The following is a 21408-nucleotide window of genomic DNA, read 5'->3' on the forward strand; positions in this document are numbered from 1 at the left end:
ATGCAGCGCAGATGCTCTAGACCGGGAGCGCGCGGGAGGGAACAGGGTTCACGCGTTGCGCGACTTCGTCATTGCGAGCGTAGCGAAGCAATCCAGGGCCTGTGGCCGAGCGCTCACCCAGTCTCCCTGGATTGCTTCGCTGCGCTCGCAATGACGGGAAAGCGCAGCGAAGCGCTTACTCCGTCGTCGTCTCGTCCTTCACCCGCTTCTTCTGCACGCGGCGCACCGAGAAGATCGACAGCTCGTAGAGCAGCAGCATCGGCACCGCGAGCATCAGCTGCGAGATCACGTCCGGCGGCGTCAGAACCGCCGCGATGACGAAAACGAAGACGATGGCGTAGCGGCGCTTATCCTTCAGAAAGGCCGCGTCGATGATGCCGGCCTGTCCAAGCAGCGTCAGGATGACGGGTAGCTGGAAGGCCACGCCGAAGGCGAAGATCAACGTCATGATCAGCGAGAGATATTCGCTGACGCGCGGCAGCAAGGCGATGCCGGCCTGCGTCTCGGTCGCGGCCTGCTGCATGCCGAGCGAGAACTTCATCAGCACCGGCATGGCGAAGAAGAACACCAGCATCGCGCCGGCCGTGAAAAACACCGGCGTCGCAACGAGATAGGGCGCGAAAGCCGATTTCTCGTTCTTGTAAAGGCCGGGCGCCACGAATCTGTAGATCTGCGTCGCGATCACTGGAAAAGCAAAAAAGCCGGCGCCGAAGGCCGCGACCTTGATGTGCGTGAAGAGCAGTTCCAGCGGCCCGGTGTAGATCAGTTGCGCGTTGGCCGCGCTGCCCGCGGCCCGGACATAGGGCCACACCAGGATGTTGTAGATCTGCGTCGAGAACGCGAAGCAGATGAAGAACATGATCAGGAATGCGATCAGCGACTTGATCAGCCGCGAGCGCAGCTCGATCAGATGCTCCAGCAAAGGTGCGCGGGAGGCCTCGATATCGTCCTCGCCGTCGCGGGGATTGGCGACGCTCATGCCGAGTTCTCCTCGTCCGAGCCCTGCGGCCTTTTGGCGTCAGCGGGTTTCGGCTTGCGCTTCCGGGCAGCGGGCTGCGCCGGCGTATCGGCGACAGGCTGAGCCACGGCGGTCATCTCCGGAAACGGCGTATCCGCCTCCTCGGGCGCATCGGCGATAACCTTGACCCGGCGCTGGCGGGCAGGTTTCGCGAGGGTGTCGCTGGTCGATGGCGGCGCCGCGGATTCGGCGACGGCCTCCAGGGTGGCCTCGCCGGTCCTGGGCTTGCGCACGCGCTTTGGCCTGGCGGCCGGCACGGCCTCGGCCTCCGGCGTCGGTGTGTCCGCCGCGATATCCAGCGGCGGCAGCTCCGGCATCGGCAGATCGGCTAGCTTCGCTTCGGCCTGCTTCAGCGCCGCCTCGTCCGGCGTCGCCGTCTCGGCGGTGCTCGGCGCAGCGAACTCCTTGGGCTGCTCGATCGGCTTGTAATCGCTGTTGAAATGGTTGGAGACCGACCCTCCGACATCCTCGACCTGTTTCTTCAGATCGGCGAGTTCGGCCTCGCGCATCGCTTCGTTGAACTGGCCCTGAAACTCGGTCGCCATGCGGCGCACCTTGCCGATCGTCTGACCGACGGTCCGCAGCACTTTCGGCAGGTCCTTGGGGCCGATCACGACGAGCGCGACGCCGCCGATCAGGACCATTTCGCTCCAGGCGATGTCGAACATCGACGGTTTTTCCTATCGGCGCGCTGGCCCTCCGGCCTTTCTTGGCCGGACGGTCAGCAGTTGCGCATCACCCAAAATCGCGGCCTGCAATGGCCGCGTCGGCGTCAAGCCTTGTGCTCGGCCTTGGCCTGGGCCTCGGCCGTCGCATTGCTGGCCTTGACGTTGTCGATCACCTTGGGATCGACCGTGCCGGCGGTCGGCGTCGGCTCGTCATCCTCGGCCATGCCCTTCTTGAAGGATTTGATGCCCTTGGCGACGTCGCCCATGAGCTCGGAAACCTTGCCGCGACCAAACAGCAGCATCACGATGACGCCGACGACGATCCAGTGCCAAATGCTAACGCCACCCATGGGGGACTCCTCCGAAATTGCGCTCACGAGGGCTGCTGGCAATCCGATCACCGCCCTCGGTCGATCGTTCGGCGGCGGAACCTATTGATGCGCCGCGGGAAACACAAGGGCTTCCGCGGGCATAATCGGGACACAGACCGCGTCCCTGCCAGACATGCTTTCCGGCCCTGTCGGCGGCGCGAAGATACCTGGACCTGAAAAGGGCAGCGTTTCGCCTCCGGGACGATCAAGGCTCCTGCGGCGAACCGCCCTCCCCGTCATCGAGTGGCGAGAACAGGTCGCCGAGCGGGTCCTCGTCGTCTCGCAGATGCGGATCGTCGTCTGGGACCGGCATGCCGAGATCGCGGGTCAGGCGGCCTTCGACCAGCCCGGCGCCCTTGAGCTCCTCGAGCCCCGGTAGGTCCTCGATACGATCGAGATCGAAATGGTCGAGGAAGCCCGGCGTCGTGCCATAGGTCACCGGCCGGCCGGGCGAGCGCCGCCGGCCACGCAGGCGCACCCATCCGGCCTCCAGCAGGCTGTCGAGCGTGCCCTTGGCGGTTGCGACGCCACGAATGTCCTCGATTTCCGCGCGCGTCACCGGCTGGTGATAGGCGATGATGGAGAGCACCTCGAGCGCGGCCCGCGACAATTTGCGCGGCGGCTCGGCATCCGCAGCGAGCAGATAGCCGAGGTCGGGCGCAGTGCGGAAGGCCCACCCGCCCGCGACCTGCCGCAGGTTGACGCCGCGGGGCTCGTAAAGCGCGACGAGATGGTGCAGCACCGATTCGATCGCGATGCCGCCTGGCACCGAGCGCATCAGCTGATCGGCTGAGATCGGCGTGGCCGACGCGAAAAGCAGGGCTTCGACAATGCGCGACGCGCGCCCGAAGATCTCTTCATCCGTTTGGTCGGGCGGCGCCAGCGGCTCGGCCGCAGGACCGCTCATGCCGCCCCGCTGGAAGAAAAGGGAAGATGCGGCGGCCGCGCTGAGCGTCGCCGGATCTGGAGCGGTGCGAATTCGCGCTCCTGCCTAAGATCGAGAACGCCCTCCCGCACCATCTCCAGCATGGCCGACAGCGCCGAGGCGCGAACCGTCGGTGCCATCTCGTCTGTCGAAAGGCCGTGACGGTCCATATACCGTACCAGATAGGGATCGATTTCGGTCCACTCCCCGGCTTCCCCGACAAGCCGTTGCAACGCCTCGCGCGCCTCGACCAGCGACCACACCACGCGGTGCCCGACTGAAATATGGGCCTGGGCCCGCTTCGTCCGCTGCTGGGCATAAGCCGCCAGCAGATCGTAGAGCTCGGCTTGCCAGACCGGGCGCGCCCCGGCGACGATGTCCTCCGGCGCACCGCGTGCGAACACGTCCTGCCCCAGGCGCTCGCGGGCCGAGAGCTTGTTCGCCGCCGCCCGGATCGCTCCAAGCCGCTGCAACCGGAGCGCCAGCGCGGTCGCGAGATCGGCCGCGCTCGGCTCGTCGGGCTTCGGCGGCTCGGGCAGGAGCAGGCGTGATTTCAGATAGGCGAGCCAGGCCGCCATCACCAGATAGTCGGCTGCGAGTTCGAGCCTGAGAGCCCGCGCCTCCTCGACAAAGACGAGGTATTGTTCGGCAAGCGCCAGGATCGAAATGCGCTGCAGGTCGACCTTCTGCCGTCGGGCCAGATCGAGCAGCAGGTCGAGCGGGCCTTCATAGCCATCGACATCGACGAACAACGCCGGCTCGCCCTCGTGGCGAGCGCGATCCTCCTCGAATGGCAGCTCGCGCTTCATGCCGGCTTTCGTCCTTGCCTCGTCGGCAGGTTCGGCGGTTCAGGCCACCGATGCAAGCGCGCGGGATATGATGTCTCGCGCCTCGCCGAGATCAACCGGTTCCGGCTCATGGCGGATCCGCCCGAGCGCGGCTGTGGCACGGCGCCCGCGCGCGCGGGACATCTCCGGCACCGCACCGGCGACGGCGACCATCTCCTCCATGATGCCGTGGCAATGCAGCACGACATCGACGCCGGCCCGGATGGCGGCGCGCGCCTTCGCCTCGAACGAGCCAGACAGCGCCTTCATCGAGATGTCGTCGGTCATGATCAACCCGTCGAAGCCGATCTCGGAGCGCATGATGTCGCGCACGATCCTCTTCGACACCGTGGCCGGATTCTTAGGGTCCAGCGCGCTGAAGACAACATGTGCCGTCATGGCGAGCGGCATGTCGGCAAGATGCCGGAACGGCCGGAAATCCTGCGCGCGCAGCTCCTCCAGCGTGGCATCGACAACCGGCAGATCGTGGTGACTATCGGCCCGTGCCCGCCCGTGACCGGGCATGTGCTTGATCACCGGCAGAACGCCCCCCGCGATCAGGCCCTCGGCGGCTGCCCGGCCGAGCCGCGCCACCTCATCCGGTTCATAGGCGTAGGCCCGATCACCGACGATGTCGTGGCTGCCGGCCACTGGTACGTCGAGCACAGGCAGGCAATCGACATCGATCCCGACGTTTCTGAGGTCATGCGCCATCAGCCGCGCCGACAACCTGACGAGTTCGCGCCGCTGAACGGGATCGTTGATGCCGAGAAAAGCGCGCGCCGGCGGATATTTCGGCCAGTGCGGCGGCCCCATGCGCTGCACGCGACCGCCCTCCTGGTCGATCAGGATCGGCGCGTGCCACCCGACAGTCTCGCGCATCTCGGCGGTGAGCGCAGCGACCTGCTCAGGCGTCTGCGTATTGCGCCGGAACAGGATGAAGCCCCAGGGCCGAGCATCGCGAAAAAACGCGCGCTCGTCGTCGGTGAGGCTCGTGCCGAGGCAGCCGGCGATGAAGGCGCGCGAGGTCATTCCACCGGGTTAGAAACGGATGCGGACGCGGTCAAGCGACACCGTCATTGCGAGGAGCGAAGCGACGAAGCAATCCAGGAGAGGCAGGGCAAGGGCTCGACCCAGACCTCTGGATTGCTTCGCTTCGCTCGCAATGACGGAGGCTCACTTCACCTGCGAATAGTTCTGCGCGTTGAAGGCGTCGAAGGGCAGCTCTGCGATGCGGAACCAGACCTGCTCCTTTTTCCAGTACGGCAGGAAGGAATCGTAGAAGCGCTTGAAGTTCGGATTGCTCGCGGCGAGTTCGGCATACATCGCGAAGGCTTCCTTGAAGGCTGAGGCCATCACCTCCTGCGGGAAGGGCCGCAGCTCCGCTCCGGCGCCGACCAGCCGCAGCAGGCCGTCCGGATTGTTATGGTCGTATTTCGCGACGCAGATCGCATTGGCCTCGGCACAGGCCATCTCGACGATCGCCTTGTAGGTCGGGGGAAGCGCGTTCCACTTGTCCATGTTGACGATGAAGCTGACGTTGGCGTTCCCCTCCCAGAAGCCGGGGTAGTAATAATATTTCGCCACCCGCACGAAGCCGAGCTTCTCGTCATCATAGGGGCCGGAGAACTCGACGGCATCGAGCGTACCGCGCTCCAGCGCGGGATAGATGTCGCCGCCGCCGATCGTCTGCGGCACGACGCCGAGCCGCGCCATGATGCGCCCGCCAAGGCCCGCGATGCGGAATTTCAGGCCCTTCAGATCCTCGAGCGTCTTGATTTCCTTGCGGAACCAGCCGCCCATCTGCGCGCCGGTGTTGCCCGACGGGATGGTGTAGCAGTTGTAGGTCTTCATGAAGGCCCGGCACAGCTCCAGCCCGCCGCCCTGATAGAGCCAGGCATTCTGCTGACGCGTGTTGAAGCCGAAGGGCAGCGAGGTCTCGAAGGCGAAGGCGGTATCCTTGCCAATGTAGAAGCTCGCCAGCGTATGGCTGCATTCGACCGTGCCGTTCTGCACCGCGTCGAGCGCCTGCAGGGCAGGCACGATTTCGCCGGGCGCAAAGACCTGGATCTGGAACTGGTTGTCCGTCGCCTCGGCGACGCGCTTCGCGACATGGGTCGAGATGCCGTAGAGCGTGTCGAGGCTCTTGGGATAGCTCGAGGTCAGGCGCCATGTCACCTTGGGTTGCGTCTGCGCGATGGCGGGGGCGGCAATAGCCGCGCTGCCGGCAGCCCCTGCCCCGGTGACCTTGACGAATGTGCGGCGATCCATGGCTTCCTCCGAATGGCGCGCGCTCTGGTTGTGGCAGCGCTGTTGCCGAACCGTCGCATGGGCGCGGTCGACGCGGCAAGAGGTGGCTTATTCGTGGTCGCAGGCCCCGCCCCACCGATCGCAAGCAACCAAAGAAAAAGGCGGCTCCGGAGCGCCGCCTTTTTCAATTCCGGCGAAACCGGTCAGTTCTTGGCGATGAAGCACTGCCCGCCGGCGGCCTGGAGCTGCGTGCACATCGAGGTCGCATCGTCGCGCGAATACGGGCCGATGCGCAGGCGATAGACGGTCTTGCCGCCGGCGAGGTCAGTCTTGCGTACGATCGGCGAGGCGCCGTTCAGCACGCTGCCATACTTGCGCTGCAGCGCGGCAAAGGTGGCGCGCGCTTCTGATTCGCTGCCCGGCGCCGCGAGTTGGACGACGAAGTCGCCCGTCCCGGTACGGACGGCGGCAGTCGCAGGCGTCGCGCTGGCCGGAGCCTGTGCCGGCGGCGCACTGGCGAGGCGCAAGGGGGCGGTCGAAGCGGGCGCGGCCGGCGTGGTGGCGGCTGCCGGCGTGGTCGCCCGCTCAGGCCTCGGCGCAGGAGCCGTGGCAGCGGTATTGGGCAGCGTTGGGAGGTTGCGCTGGCCAGTCGAGCCTGTCGCAAGCGGCTGGCCTGCGCCCGATGCGAGTGCTGGGGTGCCGTCCGGTCGGATCGCGACCGTGCGAACCTTGCGCGGCTCACCCAGACCAGGCACCGGCGGCATCGGGGTCAATGCGGGCTCCGGCTGGACGATGCTGCGCTCGGGCGTAGCCGGCGCCGCGGCGAGAGCGCTGCCGCCCGTCCCCGGTCCCGGCATCACCACGCGCGGCGGCAGCGAACGCGCCGCCTGCTGCACGTCGACCGGCTGCTCCTCATTGGTAACGAGCTTGGTCTGGCCCTGCGGCTGCTCGACGTTGCGCTCGTAGATCTGCTTGTTCTGATTCGGAATTTCGGTGCCGCCCGGATTGACCGGCTCGACCTTCACAGGGCTCTTGTCCGCAGCAATGACAGGCGGAGCGCCATCCCGGGTCGCGGACCCGCCGCGCATCGTCATCCAGCCACCGACGCCGATGACACCGACCGCAATGAGCGCCGCAGCAGCCCAAAGCCCCTTGCGGGAGCGACGCGGCTCGAGTTCCGGCAGTTCATCGTCGGCATAAGCGGCCTGGCCGGCATGCTGGTAGTCGTCATGCTCCGACTCTTGCTGCTGCTGCGGCGAGCGGTAGAAGCCCTGACCCTGGTCCAGATCCTGACCCTGGTCCAAATCTTGGGGCTGGTAGCCCGACGGCTGCTGGGGGCTTGCGTAGGCGGCCGGCTGCGGCTCGGGATAATCGTAGGCCTCATCCTGCACCTGCGCGTGATCGTCGTGGCGACCGGCCTGCTCGTAAGCCGCCTGATCATAAGTCTGCTGCTGAACCGCGGGCTGCCGCTGGGGCTCGTTGCGGCGCAGCAGCGCCTCGAATTCATCGAGGGCGCCGCGCATTTCCGCCGGCGGCATGGCCGCAGAGGCAGGCATCGGCGCCGCCTGCTGTGGAACCACGGAGAAGTTCGGCTCCTGACGAGCCGGCTGCGGGGCGGCCCGCCGTTCTGAAAAAATGTCTTTCAAGGGATCGTCCTGCCCAACGATGCGCGTCAGCTCAGCGAGCGGATCGCTCTGCTGGCCGGGGCGTGGCGCCTGACCCGCGGAGCGGAGCTGACGCTCCAGATCCTCAAGGTCGAGCGCGAAACGGTTTCTTGCTGGCTCACTCATGGCACGATCCACTCCAGCACCGGCCGCCTCTCCTGATGAGAAAAGCGAAACCCGCGCGGTCAACCCGACCTTGTGCGCGCCAGCGGGAACCGCCCGTCAGCGCATCTCTTCCGGCGCCGCAACTCCGGCGACAGCCAGACCGGAAGCGAGAACGCTGCGCACTGCATGCACGAACGCCAACCTCGCCAAAGTTGACTTTCGATCAGTTTGATTAACGAACCGTAATTGCGGCGAGTCTTTGCCCTTGTTCCAAAGCGAGTGGAATGCCGCGGCCAGCTCATGCACGAAAAAGGCGAGCCGATGCGGCTCATGCGCGGCCGCTGCACCTTCGATAGCCCTCGGATAGGACGCGATCAGCTTCACGATACCGACCTCCGCCTCGTCGGTGAGGATCGACAAATCCGCCTGCGCCAGCGCTTCGGGCGACACGTCGAGATCGGGAAACGTCTCGCGGGCCTGCCGGAAGATCGAAGCGCAGCGCGCATGCGCATACTGCACGTAGAACACCGGATTGTCCTTCGACTGCTCGACCACCTTGGCAAGGTCGAAGTCCAACGTCGCGTCGTTCTTGCGGAAAATCATCATGAAGCGCACCGCGTCGCGGCCGACCTCGTCGATCACTTCGCGCAGCGTGACGAAATCGCCGGAGCGCTTCGACATCTTCACCGGCTCGCCGTTGCGCAGCAGCCGGACGAGCTGGCACAGCTTCACATCGAGGGAGCCTTGCCCGCCGGTGACGGCCTCCACGGCCGCCTGCATCCGCTTGACGTAGCCGCCATGGTCCGCGCCCCAGACGTCGATCATCTCGGCATAGCCGCGTGTGAATTTCGAGCGGTGATAGGCGATGTCGTTGGCGAAATAGGTGTAGCTGCCGTCCGACTTCAGCAGCGGCCGGTCGACATCGTCCCCGAACTGAGTCGCGCGAAACAAAGTCTGCTCGCGGTCTTCCCAGTCCTCGTCCTTCTGCCCCTTGGGCGGCGCCAACCGGCCCTCATAGACGAGGTCGCGCGCGCGCAGATCCGCGATCGTCTCACCGACCGCGTCCTTGTTACCGTCGACGGCCTGCAGCGAGCGCTCCGAGAAAAACACGTCGTGGACGACACCCAGCGCGGCGAGATCGTCGCGGATCATCGCCATCATGCCGTCGATGGCCACTTGGCGCACAAGCGGCAGCCACTCGGCCTCCGCCTTGTCTTTCAGCGCCGGGCCATGCGCCGCTGCCAGCGCCTCGCCCACCGACTTCAGATAGTCGCCCGGATAGAGCCCTTCGGGGATCGACCCGATATCCTCGCCCAGCGCCTCGCGATAGCGCAGGAAAGCCGACCGGGCGAGGACATCGACCTGCGCACCGGCGTCGTTAATGTAATATTCGCGAGTGACGTCATGGCCCGCGAAGGCGAGCAGCCGGGCCAGCGCATCGCCGAAAACGGCGCCGCGTCCATGCCCGACATGCATCGGCCCCGTCGGGTTGGCGGAAACGTATTCGACATTGATCCTGGGCTGCGGTTTGGCGCTGCCGCGCCCGTACTCCGTGCCGGCCTCGATCGCCGACTTCAGGATGGCCGTGAACACCGTCGGCTGCAGTGTCAGATTGATGAAGCCGGGTCCTGCGATCTCCGCCTTGACGATCTCCGGATCCCTTAGAAGTTCCTCGATCAGCAGGCCCGCCAACGCGCGCGGATTGGTGCCAGCCTCTTTGGCGAGCACCATCGCGGCATTGGTCGCGAGGTCGCCATGGGCGGCGTCCTTGGTCGGCTCGACCACCACGCGCGCCACATTCAAGCCCGCGGGAAGCGAGCCTCGCCGGGCCAGCGCAGCGAGCGCTGCATGGATGCGGGCGGAATAGGTTTCGAACAGATTCATGGTTTGGATCGCTTTTGGGAGGCGCCCGGCCCTATCGCAGCGCGGGAGTGGCGTCAAACAAGCGCCGGTGCTCGTCGAGCGCGTACCAGTCGGTCATGCCGGCGATATAGTCGGCAATCCGCCGCATCCGGCGGGGTTCGTCGAGCCCGTCGCAGCCCGCCGCCCATTCGGCCGGCATCGTGGACGGATCGGCAGCGAAGCGCCCGAAGAGGTCGCGCACCACCTGCGACGCACGTTCGCGGATCGGCACGATCTGCGGGTGTCTGTACATGTTGGGATAAAGAAAGCCCTTGATGTCGCGATCGGCCGCATCGATCGCCGGCGAAAAGGCAACCACCGGCCCGCCCGCCCGCCGGATCGCATCAGCGTCGGCAGGCGCCAGCGCCGCCAGCCGGGCTTGGGCCTCGCCGATGACGTCCTCGACGAAGCGCGTGATCACCCGGCGGACCAGCTCGTTGGTCAGACGTGGCTTCTCAAGCGCGGGATGAAGCCGCTCGATCTCATCCAGCAGGTCGCGCAGAAACGGAACCGCGCGCAGTTCGCCATGGCCGAACAGACCAGCCCGCAGCCCGTCGTCAATGTCATGGGCATTGTAGGCGATATCGTCGGCCAGCGCCGCGACCTGCGCCTCGGCCGAGGCGTAGCTGTCGAGCCAGAGATCCTGTCGTTGCTGATACTCGACGATCGCAGCCGCAATGCCGGCCTTTGCATAGCGCGCCGTCGGTCTGCCCTGGTCGTCCAGCAGCGGGCCATTATGCTTGACGAGGCCTTCCAGTGTTTCCCAGCTCAGATTCAGCCCATCGAAATCGGCATAGCGTCGCTCCAGCCGCGTCACGATCCGAAGCGTCTGGGCGTTGTGATCGAAGCCGCCGAACCCGGCCATGCATTCGTCCAGCGCGTCCTCGCCGGTGTGGCCGAAGGGCGTGTGGCCGAGATCGTGAGCCAGGGCCAGCGCCTCCGCCAGATCCTCGTCGAGGCCGAGCGCGCGGGCCAGCGCCCGCGCGATCTGCGCCACCTCGATCGTGTGCGTCAGCCGCGTGCGGTAGTGATCCCCCTCATGCGAGACGAAAACCTGCGTCTTGTGCTTCAGGCGCCTGAAAGCAGTGGAGTGGATGATGCGGTCCCGGTCGCGCTGAAACTCACCGCGCGTGGCGGAGGCCGGCTCACCGATCAGTCGCCCGCGGCTTTGGCTGGAGCGGCACGCATAGGGCGCGCGCCAGCGTTCTCCGGGCTCGAGGCCGGGCGGCGGTAAGGGGCCATCGGATAGAGGCTGGCTCTGAGAATGCGACATGGCAGCCCCGTCATGCCCCCCTGCTTGTGGCGGCGCTGACGCGGCATTACCTTCGAGCTTGACCCGGGTGCAAGGAGCATCCGAGCGAGGAGCAGAGAATGTCGACCGATCTCGCGATCAATCCGCGCGGCATCGCAGTGACCGACAACGCGGCGAAACGCATCGTGTCCGTCATGGCGAGCGAGCCGTCCGGCTCGATGCTGCGTGTCAGCGTCGCCGGAGGCGGTTGCTCCGGCTTTCAATATATCTTCGACATTGATCGCGAGAAAACACCGGACGATCTCGTCATCGAGCGCGATGGCGCGACGGTCCTGATCGACGAAACCTCCCTCGATCTGCTGGAAGGCTGCATCATCGACTTCGTCGATGATCTGATCGGTCAGTCCTTCCGCATCACCAATCCGAACGCCTCGAGTTCCTGCGGCTGCGGGACGTCCTTCGCGATCTAGGCCGCCTTGCCGGAACGGCGGCCCGAATTGGGCCGTGCCGACTCGGTTCCGAGCACGAGCTCGCGGAAGGCCCGCAGCAGGTCGGCGTCCAGCTTGCCGCCCATGTCGGCAAGCATCCCGAAAGCCTGCTCCGGCGGCAGCGCCGGCTTGTAAGGCCGGCGCTCGATCAGCGCCGCGTAGATGTCGCAGATCGTGATCATCCGGACCACATCCGGCAGATGGTCCGCACCGAGGCCTGCCGGATAGCCCGAGCCATCTAGATACTCATGGTGCGACAGCACGGCTTCCAACGTCAGTGCTGAGAAGCCGCCCTGCCTTGCCAGCATGCCATGGCCGATCTCGGGGTGCCGACGCATCACCGCCTGCTCTTCGGCGGCGAGAGGCCCTTCCTTGCGCAGGATGTCGAGCGGTATCAACGCCTTGCCGACATCGTGCAGGACCGCCGCGCCCGTCAATTGCTCGCGGTCGGCCGCGCGGAACCCGAGATGCCGCGCGAAGGCCGCCGCCAGCCCGGACACCAGCAGGCAATGCTGGTAGGTGGCGTCGTCGTGTTGCCAGACCATGTCCAGCCAAGCCGCGAGGTCACCGCCATCGGCGGCGCGGTTGATCGCTTCGACACTGCGGTTGATGGCGCTCCGAGGCAGCGGCGCACCGGCACTTGCCGCTTCGAGAAGCTCGGCTGTGGCCGCCGAGGCAGCGATGAAGCGGCGCTGGAGGGTAGCACCAGGCTCGCCGATCGTCAGTCGGCCCAACAGGGCGCCGACCTTTTCGAGCAGCAGCGGCTGCGGCGTGTCGAAGGGCATGATAAGCTGTGCGCCAAGCGCATTGGCCTGGACCTGCGCCCGGGGGGACATATCCCTCAGCAGGAACAGGCAAGGACGGCCAGAGCGACGGTGCGGCGCGAGTGCCAGATGGGCCGCGACGATCGTCTTGCGGTTCGAAAGATCGAGATCGGCGATCAGAAGAGAACCGGCGGCCGCGCCGATCGCATCTGTCTCGGCCGGCTCGAAGGCTTGGCACGTCCCCCAGACCGACAGCGTGCGCTGCAACGACCGGCGATGCTGATCATGATCGCTGACAAGGACGACGATGGGACTTCGAGCTCCGGCAAGACACGTCAGTTCAGACGCAGCCGGATTGACGAAGAGTAAAAAGCCCAGCGCGGCGGCTGCGACAAAACGGTGCAGAGGGCGCAAAAATGCCGGCCGATGCTGAACGCCGGCCGGCGTGCTGAAACAACCCTGAGCCTGCTAGTGGGCGACCGTCGCCCCGCCCTGCTCGATATGGATCTCGGCCGCCATCAGCCCCTTGGGGCCAGGTCCGTAGCGAACCAGAACCGTTTGCCCCGGCACCAGCTCGACGAGCCCGTAACGGCGCATCGTCTCCATATGCACGAAGATGTCCGGCGCGCCTTCGCCCTTGGACACGAAGCCGAAGCCGCGAAGGCGGTTGAACCACTTCACGACCATTCGCTCGAGGCCGCTTGTCGGCGTGACCGCGACATTGGTCCGTGCCATCGGCATTTCCGCCGGATGCCGCCCGACCGACGTATCGATCGAGAGAACCCGCACCGCCTGCCGGCCGCGCGGCTTCTCGACAGCTTCGAGCACGATGCGAGCGCCTTCGGCTATCGCGTTGAATCCATCGCGCTTCAGGGTCGTGACATGGACCAATACATCGGCCCCGCCGGTCTCCGGCACGACAAAGCCGTAGCCTTTCGAGACGTCGAACCATTTGACGTATCCGGTGACCTCGACCACCACCTCGGACGCAAAATCTCCGGGTGCGACGAGACGCAGCACGCGATTGAGTGACTGGATGGGACCCATCGGTGGCCGCCCGCTCTCACCGAACTCGTCGGACATGCGCCCCTCACCCCCAACGCAGACATGCTGATTCGTCACCCAACGATATCATCAGCACGATCGGGTGATACAGCCCCGACCTCCCCGTCCACATCATCGCAGGGCCAAACCCCGCCCCGACGTCATTCGGACAGGCAATTCGTGGCAGCGTGGCGCTTTTGCAACGCCGGCTACTCTATCTGGAACTCAATTCAGCAGTGGGGCCAAGGCCGGTCCGATCTCGGCCCGAATGACGAGATCGGCGATCGCGTCGAGTTCGGTCGGCTCGCGGTTCAGGATCACGAGCTTGGCCCCCTGCCGCCGCGCGATCACCGGCAAGGTCGCCGCCGGAAACACCACGAGCGAGGAGCCGACGACGAGGAAGAGATCGCACTCCAGCGCCAACGCCTGAGCCTGCATCATGGCTTGCTGAGGCATCGCCTGCCCAAACGAAATCGTCGCCGATTTCACCGGGCCCGTGCACATCACGCAGGATGGCGGCTCCCCGCTGGCTTCGAAGTCCGGCCTGATCGCCGCCAGTTCGTGCCGCCAGCCACATTGGAGGCACGTCGCATAGGTGCCGTTGCCGTGCAGCTCGATGATCTTGTCATCCGGGACACCCGATGCCTGATGCAATCCGTCGATGTTCTGCGTCACGATCGCGGGCGAACGGCCTTCCGCGACCAGTCTCGCCAGCGCCCGATGCCCGACATTGGGCCGAGCGTCCCGGTAATGATCGTCCATCGTGAACTTACGGCGCCACGCTTCGACCCGCGCCTCGCGACTTCTCACGAAAGCGTCGAACGGGACCGGCTTATTGACCATCCAGGGCGACCCAGGAGTGCGGAAGTCGGGCACGCCCGATTCGGTCGAAATGCCAGCTCCGGTGAAGCTGACGATCCGCTCCGCCCTGCCGAGCAGCGCGTGCAGCTCGGCGATGGCATCCTCTGTCTCGTCCTGCATCGGCCCGTCCAAGCGTTTGACTGGAAGCTTTCGAGATATGGGGGCCGGCGCCAAGGCTTCCAAGCGCGAAGGCTTCCAAGGAAGCTGGAGCAGCCGACGTGCAACGCGATTGACGCCAGGCCGGCCCCGCCGCAAACCAGAGCGCCATGCAGAGCGCCTCGCCTCCCCGCCTGAACCCTGACCTGCTCGATACCGGCACGCCGCCGATCCCGGAGGCGCAAAGCTGGGCGAGAGCGTATGACGGCAGTCGTGGGGCTCTGATCGATCTCTCGCAGGCCGTGCCCGGCACGCCGCCCCCCGACGAACTTCTGCGGAAACTGGCGGATGCCGCCGCGGACGCCGCGAGCACGCGCTACGGCGCGATCGTCGGCGACCAGACCCTTCGCGAGACCTATGCCGAAGAAATCGGCCGGGTTTATGGGGCTGCCTTCAGCTCCGCCGAGGTGGCCATCACCTCCGGCTGCAACCAAGCTTATGTCGTGACGATGATGGCGCTGGCCCGTGCCGGTGACAATGTGCTGCTGCCCACCCCCTGGTATTTCAACCACGAGATGACGTTGACGATGCTCGGCATCGAGGCGCGCCCGTTGCCCTGTGCACCGGCGAGCGGCTTCGTTCCCGATGTCGCCACGGCAGAGGCGCTGATCGACGCGCGGACACGCGCGATCGTCCTGGTGACGCCGAACAATCCCACCGGCGCCGTCTATCCGCCTGCGACGATCGCAGCCTTCGCCGAACTCTGCGCTCGGCGCGGCCTCTGGCTGGTGCTGGATGAAACTTATCGCGATTTCTTGCCGCCGGGCGTTGCCACGCCCCATCAAGTCTTTTCGACAAGCGGCTGGCAGGATTCCGTGATCGGGCTTTACAGCTTCTCCAAAGCCTATGCCGTGCCGGGCTGGCGGCTCGGTGCGATTACGGCCGGCGAGGCCGTTCTGGCGCAGATCGGCAAAGTCCTGGACTGCGTGCAGATCAGCCCGGTGCGCGCCGGGCAAGCCGCGATCGCATGGGGGGTGGAGGGTATTCGCGGCTGGCGCGAGCACAACCGCGCGGAGATCAATGCGCGCGCCGTTCTGTTCCGGCAGACGATGGCGCCGCTGGAGGGCTGGCGCGTGCTCTCGGCGGGCGCCTATTTCGCCTATGTCGCCCATCCTTTCGCGGGAACGGACGCTGCCGACGTGTCGCGCGCTCTGGCCCGGCGCTGTGGCGTTCTGGCTTTGCCGGGCCCTTATTTCGGGCCTGGGCAGGAAGGCCATCTCCGTATCGCCATCGCCAATGTCACCGCAGACAAGATCGGCCTGCTCGGCGAAAGACTCGACGGCTTCTCACTCTGACCGCTCGGCCGGACCGCCAAAGCAACGTCAGGCATCCGATCGGGCGAAACCGCTCGAGCCGACCTCACATCGTCGCGCCGATCTGCCAGGGCACGTATTCCGCGTCGCCATAGCCAAGCTGCTCGGACTTGCTGCGTTCGCCCGAGGCGACTTTCAGCAGCTTGTCGAAAATCTCGCGGCCCTTCTGCTCCAGCGACACGCCGTCGAGCACGTCGCCGCAATTGATGTCCATGTCGTCGATCATGCGCTCATAGATCGGCGTGTTGGTCGCGAGCTTCACCGACGGTGTCGGCTTGCAGCCATAGGCGGAGCCGCGGCCGGTGGTGAAGGCCAGGATGTTGGCGCCACCCGCTACCTGCCCGGTCGCCGCGACCGGGTCGTAGCCGGGGGTGTCCATATAGACGAAGCCCTTCGACTTCACCGGCTCGGCATAGTGGTAGACCGCCGCAAGCGTCTTGGTGCCGCCCTTGGCGGCCGCGCCGAGCGATTTCTCGAGAATGGTCGTCAACCCGCCAGCCTTGTTGCCGGGCGACGGATTGTTGTTCATGTCCATCCGGGCGCGGGCGGTATAATCCTCCCACCACTTGATGATGCCGACGAGCTTTTCGCCGACCTCCCGTGTTGCAGCCCGGCGCGTCAGCAGATGCTCGGCGCCGTAAATCTCGGGCGTTTCGGAAAGGATCGCGGTGCCGCCCTGCTCGACGAGAATGTCGACGGCCGCGCCCAGCGCGGGATTGGCGGTGATGCCGGAATAACCGTCAGAGCCGCCGCATTGCAGCGCCAGCATCAGTTCAGAAGCCGGCACCGTCTCGCGCACCGCGCGGTTGGCGATCGGCAGCATCACCTTCAGCGCCTCGATCCCGGCGGCGACGGCCTTGCGCGTGCCGCCCGTCTCCTGGATGGTCAGCGTGCGGAAGACGTCGGTTTCCGTAACGCCATAGGCTTCCTTCATCCGGCTGATCTGGAAACCTTCGCATCCGAGCCCGACGACCAGCACGGCAGCCATGTTCGGGTTGCAGGCGTAACCCCAGGTCGTGCGCTTCAGAACCTCGAAGCTCTCGCCATTGTAGTCGATGCCACAGCCCGTGCCGTGCGTCAGCGCGATGACCCCATCGACATTGGGATAATCGGCAAGCAGGCCTGAACGCTTGACCTCCTCGGCCATGAATCGCGCGGCCGATGCCGAGCAGTTCACCGAGGTCAGGATGCCGACATAGTTGCGTGTGCCGGCCTTGCCGTTCGCACGGCGGAAGCCCTCGAACGTCGCCTGCTGCTCGACGGGAAGCACAAATTCCGGCTTGGCCTCGGCGGCATAGGCATAATCGCGCTCGAACGCGTGGAAGCCGGTATTGTGTTCGTGGACCCAATCGCCGGGCAGGATGTCGAGGGTGGCGAAGCCGATGATCTGGCCGAACTTGCGGATCGGCTGGTCCTTGGCGATCGGCAGGATCGCCATCTTGTGCCCGCGAGGGATGCGCTTCAGCGCCTCGACGCCGGCGGCCGTGACGCCGAGATCGACCGGATCGACCGCGACGACGACATTGTCGGCGGCGTTGAGCCTGAGCGTGCGAGGCGGAACGGACTTGTCGAGCATGGAAACGAACCTTCATGCGCCTGACGGCGGCGCGCATCCCTAGAGATGCGCCTATCCGGCACCATTTTCAATCGGTTCAAAGAGGGCAGCGGCCATGTCCGCGACCGAAAAGGGCGGATCGATAGGAGGCGAAACGATGCGACCGCCTGAACGCCACCAGCGCTCGCAGCGATGCCGGCCGCGCCTCATCTGGACCACAGGATGGAAGGCACGGGCGGTTCGAACAGCGCAACCGCCTTCCGATCGCACTGCAGGGCGGCGGTGAGATCTGAGCCGAAGGGCATAGTGGCAACGACCATAACGAGAAAAGCCCCGGCCTTGGGGCCGGGGCTTCGATACGCAACTGAACTCTCGAGCCTGCGGCCTCGGCCGCCGGCCCAAATCAGACCTTCGACGCGGCCGGGACGGCCTTGGCGACGATGCCCTCGAACGGCTTGTAGGCATCCTTGGCCAGGCTCTGATAGAGCTCGCCCATCTTGGTCATCTGGGCGATGGCGCCCTCGAAAGCGGTCTTGACGTAGTCGGCCTGGATCTCGAGGACCTTGTCGAAGGTCTTCACGCCGGCAAGCTTCTCGATGGTCGCGGTGGACGCCTCGAAGGACTTCTTAGCATAGTCGGAAGCCTCGACGGCCATCGTCTGCACACCCTTGGAGGTGACGCCGAAAGCCTTCAGAGCGGCGTCGACATTGTCTTTGGAGGCCTTCTGGATGGTCTCGAACTGCTGGATCATGATCGTCTCCTTGGAACGTTCGGGTCGTCGTTGAACCGGGCCGCGGCCATTTCGCCGAACCCTGTTGCCCCAAGCCGGATCACGTTCACCACTGGGGGACAGTCGCGATATTGTGCAGCGCAACATAAAAGTCAAGTATGTGCCGCATTGCACCAAACGCAGATCGTTCCGACCGCAACGGTTCAAGTTTTAACGGCTCCGTAACCGCACCGCCCTAACCTCCTCAACTGTGTCCTTCCCGCCACGCCACCACGGCGGAAGGTCGGACGTGAGAGCGTGAGTTCGGGGCGTATCATGGTGTTGGGTTGCGTTGTGTCGCGGAGGCCGCGTCTGCGGGTCGCCGTTGGGTTGATTGGTCTAGTCGCCATCGCGGCAACGATAGCGACCTCCCCCGCCGAGGCGCGCAAGCGCCGGCACCATGCCGGCGGCGGCGGCTACACGCCTCCTTACGCGGCGATGGTCGTCGATGCCCGCACGGGGCGCACGCTCCATGCCGTCAACGAGGACGCGCCCCGCATCCCGGCGTCGCTCACCAAAGTGATGACGCTCTACATGCTCTTCGAGCAGATGGAGCGCGGCCGCTTCGATATGGATTCGGAGCTCAAGGTTTCCTCCTATGCCGCCTCGCAGCCACCGACCAAGATCGGCCTGCGTCCCGGCTCGACCATCGCCGTCAGCGATGCCATCAAGAGCATGGTCACGCTCTCGGCCAACGACGCTTCGGTTGTCGTCGCGGAAAACATCGCCGGCTCGGAGGACGCCTTCGCCGAACAGATGACGCGCAAAGCCCGCTCGCTCGGCATGAGCGCGACCCGCTTCTCCAACGCCAACGGCCTGCCGGCCTCGCCGCCGAACATCACCACGGCGCGCGATCTCACGGTGCTGGCCCGCGCGATCCAGGAGCGCTTCCCGAAATATTACCCGCTGTTCTCGATCCGGGCTTTCCAATACGGCAGCCGCACGATCCGCGGCCATAACCGCCTGCTCGGCAAGGTCGCGGGCGTCGATGGCATCAAGACCGGCTACACCCGCGCCTCCGGCTTCAACCTGATGACCTCGGCGAAGTCCGAAGGCCGCCACATCGTCTCCGTCGTGCTCGGGGGGCGTTCCGGCGCCTCGCGCGACAAGATCATGACGGATCTCGTCCTCGCCAGCCTGCCCCGCGCCGCGACATCCGGCCGTGCGATGGTGGCCGAGGCCTCCGAGCGTGAAGCGCCCGAGGAGCGGGTCAAGCCGATCGAGCGCCCTCGTGTCGCCGCCGCCGAGCCCGCCCCGATCCCCGTCCCGCGGCCCGAACCGGTGTCGCAGCCGATCCCGGCCGCCGCCCGCTCCTACGCACCGATGCCGACTCAGACCCCGATGGCGCCGCCGCGCCCCGTCGCGGCTGTCGGCCAGCCGCTCCAGCTGTCCGGCATGCGCCCGGTGACCGCAACGACTACCCCTTCCGCGATGCGCTGGTCGATCGGCGCCCAGCCGGCCGATGCCAAGATCCTGCGCCCGCCGGCGAATGTCGACACCACCTCCTCGATCGCCAAGGTGGCCGAGCCCGCGCCGCAGCCGGTCCAGGTGGCGGAGGCCAAGCCGGCTCCCGAGAAGCCTGAAACCACGTCCAGCATCGTTCGCAAGAACGACGCCGCCTCAGTGAAGACCGCCACGCCCGAGCCGGCTCAGGCCGTCTCGCATCAGGCCGCGATCGTCGCCTCCGGGAAGTGGGTGATCCAGCTCGGCGCAACCGACGACGAGGCGAAGGCCAAGGAAATCCTGGCCCGCGCCAAGGCAACGGCTTCCCTCAGCGGCGTCGCCGGCTTCACCGAGAAGGTCGCCAAGGGTGGCTCCACCCTGTTCCGCGCCCGCTTCGCCGGCTTCGATGACTCGAAGGACGCGCAGAGCGCCTGCGCCAAGCTGAAACGAGGCGGCTTCTCCTGCTTCGCCACCAAGAGCTGACCCGAGCACGGACAGGGAGAGGAGTTTACGCCATGTCGCAGACGCACTCCGGAAACCCCACGCTATCGCCCCTTCAGCAGGATATCCTTGGCCTCGTTGACGCGAGCGGCAAGGCCGCTCGTGCCCCCCGCATCCGGGTGGATGCGCTTCATCAGGGCCCGGTGAGCCTCGCGGACCGCCTCCTGGCCCGCCCCCGGCTGAAGCCCCAGGATCTCGTAAGCCTCCTGCTGCGCCATCGAGCCCGGGCGCGCCGCGCCGCCTTGCCCCGCGTCACGGTGACCTTGTCCGTCTTCACGCCAGCCGGGCGATCGGCGGTCGAGATATGCCTCTAGCAGGCGCGCGCCGTCGGGGTCCTGCGACAGGCATTCCCGCATCAGGGCAGGCAGCTCCGTTGCGCTGAGGCTATCCAGATCCCGGCCGGCAAAACCGCCGTTTTTCACCTTGCCGCGCATGGCGCCGCTGTCATGGTCGAGTTCCATCGCGAGCAGGATCGACTCGACTTTGGAGGTCGCGCCCGGAGCGGACTTGGCGCGATCGGCCCACGGAAAGCGCAGGCCGCCCGGCCCCGTCGCGCTCCAGCCCAGAAGCCAGGCGCCGACGCCGCCGAGAAAGACGGCCATGTCGAGGCGGCCGCGGAGCATGAGCAGGGCCGCAACCCCGAGCGCCGCCACGCCGCCACCCGTCTTGGCCACCTTCGCGAGCACTCTCGGATTGGTTCCGGCGAAGAACTTCAGCACCCACCAGATCAGGATCAGGACGGCAACGCCGTAGAGCAGGCCCATCAGCGCCCTCCCTCCATGGAGGCGATCAGCGCTTTGACAGCACCGCTGCCCTCCGCGAGCTTCAGCATGGCGTTGCGCCCGCCAGCGGCATAGGCCGCCGCGCCGCGCAGCAACTCCAGCAGCGAATCCGGCGCCGTGACGTCGAACCGGGCATGGGCGCCGCCCGTCAGCCGCGCGATCGTCGCGAAGGCCGCGCTCGCCGCCGGATCATGCCCTTCCTGGAACAGGAAGCCGCGAATGCCGCGCAGGCCGAGTTCGCCCGCCAGCGCGGCAACGGCATCTACCCCCTCTTCCATCGCATCGCCGACGAACACGAAAGCGCGCACCGGTACGGCCTTGGCCTCGTCGCGGACATGGCGCAGCACGCGAGCGATCTGCGTCTGCCCGCCTTCGCAGGCGATGCGCCCCATCAGCGATGTCAGCCGTTCGGGCTCCCCCACCCAACCGGACGCGCGGCATTCGCCGATCCCGCGGAAATAGACGAGCTGCACCGCGAGGCCGCCGCTCTCGGCGGCGACCTCGAACATCCGGCCCTGCAAGGAGCAGGCGAGGTCCCAGCTCGGCTGTCGGCTCATGGTCGCGTCGAGCGCGAAGACGAGCCGGCCGGCCTGCCCGGTCGCAAGCGGCGCCAGCCTCTGCGCGGCATTCAGGAAGCGGTCGAGTTCGCCCGGCCGAGAGCGCGCATCCGGGGCGGTTGCGGCGGGCTTTTGGGGCACACGCCCCGCTTTGTCGCCCATCACCCTGACTGGACCTGTCTGAATCGCATCA

The 21408-nt window shown here is 66.3% G+C and carries 20 protein-coding genes; 3 read left to right on the forward strand and 17 right to left on the reverse strand.

The annotated features are described in order from the left end of the window. Positions 1-175 precede the first annotated feature (175 nt). The 10 genes from tatC to AC1DR6_RS20255 form a co-directional block, all read right to left on the reverse strand. Positions 176-979, reverse strand: a complete 804-nt coding sequence (tatC, locus tag AC1DR6_RS20210) for a twin-arginine translocase subunit TatC (RefSeq protein ID WP_476831065.1) — start codon at positions 977-979, stop codon at positions 176-178. Further along, positions 976-1686: a Sec-independent protein translocase protein TatB gene (gene tatB, locus AC1DR6_RS20215; protein ID WP_476831066.1), complete on the reverse strand. Its 711-nt coding sequence runs from the start codon at positions 1684-1686 to the stop codon at positions 976-978. Before tatB ends, tatC begins: the two co-directional genes overlap by 4 nt. Positions 1687-1790: 104 nt before the next feature. Beyond that, positions 1791-2036: a twin-arginine translocase TatA/TatE family subunit gene (locus AC1DR6_RS20220; protein ID WP_476831067.1), complete on the reverse strand. Its 246-nt coding sequence runs from the start codon at positions 2034-2036 to the stop codon at positions 1791-1793. 226 nt (positions 2037-2262) lie between these two features. Beyond that, positions 2263-2964, reverse strand: coding sequence for an SMC-Scp complex subunit ScpB (gene scpB / locus AC1DR6_RS20225; protein WP_476831068.1), 702 nt, complete (start codon positions 2962-2964; stop codon positions 2263-2265). Next, positions 2961-3791: a segregation and condensation protein A gene (locus tag AC1DR6_RS20230; RefSeq protein ID WP_476831069.1), complete on the reverse strand. Its 831-nt coding sequence runs from the start codon at positions 3789-3791 to the stop codon at positions 2961-2963. The genes scpB and AC1DR6_RS20230 overlap by 4 nt, the downstream gene beginning before the upstream one ends. 39 nt (positions 3792-3830) lie before the next feature. Beyond that, the gene (nagZ, locus tag AC1DR6_RS20235; protein WP_476831070.1) at positions 3831-4841 is read right to left on the reverse strand and encodes a beta-N-acetylhexosaminidase; all 1011 of its coding nucleotides are present in this window, start codon (positions 4839-4841) and stop codon (positions 3831-3833) included. Positions 4842-4985: 144 nt separating this feature from the next. Further along, positions 4986-6080 carry a TRAP transporter substrate-binding protein gene (locus tag AC1DR6_RS20240; RefSeq protein ID WP_476831071.1) on the reverse strand — a complete coding sequence of 365 codons (1095 nt, stop codon included), beginning with the start codon at positions 6078-6080 and terminating at the stop codon, positions 4986-4988. Positions 6081-6262: 182 nt separating this feature from the next. Next, positions 6263-7849: an SPOR domain-containing protein gene (locus tag AC1DR6_RS20245; protein WP_476831072.1), complete on the reverse strand. Its 1587-nt coding sequence runs from the start codon at positions 7847-7849 to the stop codon at positions 6263-6265. A gap of 96 nt (positions 7850-7945) precedes the next feature. Beyond that, complete coding sequence (gene argS / locus AC1DR6_RS20250) at positions 7946-9712, reverse strand: arginine--tRNA ligase (protein WP_476831073.1); 1767 nt, start codon at positions 9710-9712, stop codon at positions 7946-7948. 31 nt (positions 9713-9743) lie between these two features. Then, on the reverse strand, positions 9744-11003 hold the full coding sequence (locus tag AC1DR6_RS20255; RefSeq protein ID WP_476831074.1) for a deoxyguanosinetriphosphate triphosphohydrolase: 1260 nt from the start codon (positions 11001-11003) through the stop codon (positions 9744-9746). A gap of 98 nt (positions 11004-11101) precedes the next feature. Here AC1DR6_RS20255 and AC1DR6_RS20260 point away from each other — a divergent pair, with 98 nt between their 5' ends. Beyond that, positions 11102-11452, forward strand: coding sequence for a HesB/IscA family protein (locus tag AC1DR6_RS20260; RefSeq protein ID WP_476831075.1), 351 nt, complete (start codon positions 11102-11104; stop codon positions 11450-11452). Here AC1DR6_RS20260 and AC1DR6_RS20265 read toward each other — a convergent pair. The 3 genes from AC1DR6_RS20265 to AC1DR6_RS20275 all read right to left on the reverse strand — a co-directional run bounded on the left by AC1DR6_RS20265 (position 11449) and on the right by AC1DR6_RS20275 (position 14259). Then, on the reverse strand, positions 11449-12501 hold the full coding sequence (locus tag AC1DR6_RS20265; RefSeq protein ID WP_476831076.1) for an HD-GYP domain-containing protein: 1053 nt from the start codon (positions 12499-12501) through the stop codon (positions 11449-11451). The two genes, AC1DR6_RS20260 and AC1DR6_RS20265, sit on opposite strands and share 4 nt — an antisense overlap. A gap of 201 nt (positions 12502-12702) precedes the next feature. Then, positions 12703-13317, reverse strand: a complete 615-nt coding sequence (locus tag AC1DR6_RS20270) for a cold-shock protein (protein WP_476831077.1) — start codon at positions 13315-13317, stop codon at positions 12703-12705. Positions 13318-13503: 186 nt separating this feature from the next. Next, the gene (locus AC1DR6_RS20275; protein ID WP_476831078.1) at positions 13504-14259 is read right to left on the reverse strand and encodes an SIR2 family NAD-dependent protein deacylase; all 756 of its coding nucleotides are present in this window, start codon (positions 14257-14259) and stop codon (positions 13504-13506) included. Between the two features lie 146 nt (positions 14260-14405). Between AC1DR6_RS20275 and AC1DR6_RS20280 the strand changes: the two genes are divergently transcribed. Then, complete coding sequence (locus tag AC1DR6_RS20280) at positions 14406-15590, forward strand: aminotransferase (protein WP_476831079.1); 1185 nt, start codon at positions 14406-14408, stop codon at positions 15588-15590. 64 nt (positions 15591-15654) lie between these two features. Here the strand turns inward: AC1DR6_RS20280 and AC1DR6_RS20285 are convergent, their stop codons facing one another. Both AC1DR6_RS20285 and AC1DR6_RS20290 read right to left on the reverse strand, forming a co-directional pair. Continuing rightward, positions 15655-17184 carry a UxaA family hydrolase gene (locus AC1DR6_RS20285; RefSeq protein ID WP_476831080.1) on the reverse strand — a complete coding sequence of 510 codons (1530 nt, stop codon included), beginning with the start codon at positions 17182-17184 and terminating at the stop codon, positions 15655-15657. A gap of 382 nt (positions 17185-17566) precedes the next feature. Continuing rightward, positions 17567-17914 (reverse strand): phasin family protein, encoded by a 348-nt coding sequence (locus tag AC1DR6_RS20290; protein ID WP_476831081.1) that lies wholly within the window; start codon positions 17912-17914, stop codon positions 17567-17569. A 348-nt stretch (positions 17915-18262) separates the two neighbouring features. On the opposite strand from AC1DR6_RS20290, the gene AC1DR6_RS20295 reads away from it, so the two are divergent. Continuing rightward, positions 18263-19858, forward strand: a complete 1596-nt coding sequence (locus tag AC1DR6_RS20295; RefSeq protein WP_476831082.1) for a serine hydrolase — start codon at positions 18263-18265, stop codon at positions 19856-19858. A 62-nt stretch (positions 19859-19920) separates the two neighbouring features. Here the strand turns inward: AC1DR6_RS20295 and AC1DR6_RS20300 are convergent, their stop codons facing one another. Together AC1DR6_RS20300 and AC1DR6_RS20305 are read right to left on the reverse strand one after the other, a co-directional pair. After that, positions 19921-20640: a DnaJ domain-containing protein gene (locus AC1DR6_RS20300; RefSeq protein ID WP_476831083.1), complete on the reverse strand. Its 720-nt coding sequence runs from the start codon at positions 20638-20640 to the stop codon at positions 19921-19923. After that, positions 20640-21377 (reverse strand): VWA domain-containing protein, encoded by a 738-nt coding sequence (locus AC1DR6_RS20305; RefSeq protein ID WP_476831084.1) that lies wholly within the window; start codon positions 21375-21377, stop codon positions 20640-20642. Before AC1DR6_RS20305 ends, AC1DR6_RS20300 begins: the two co-directional genes overlap by 1 nt. Between the last annotated feature and the right edge of the window lie 31 nt (positions 21378-21408).

It is taken from the genome of Allobosea sp. P5_A5, assembly GCF_056400625.1.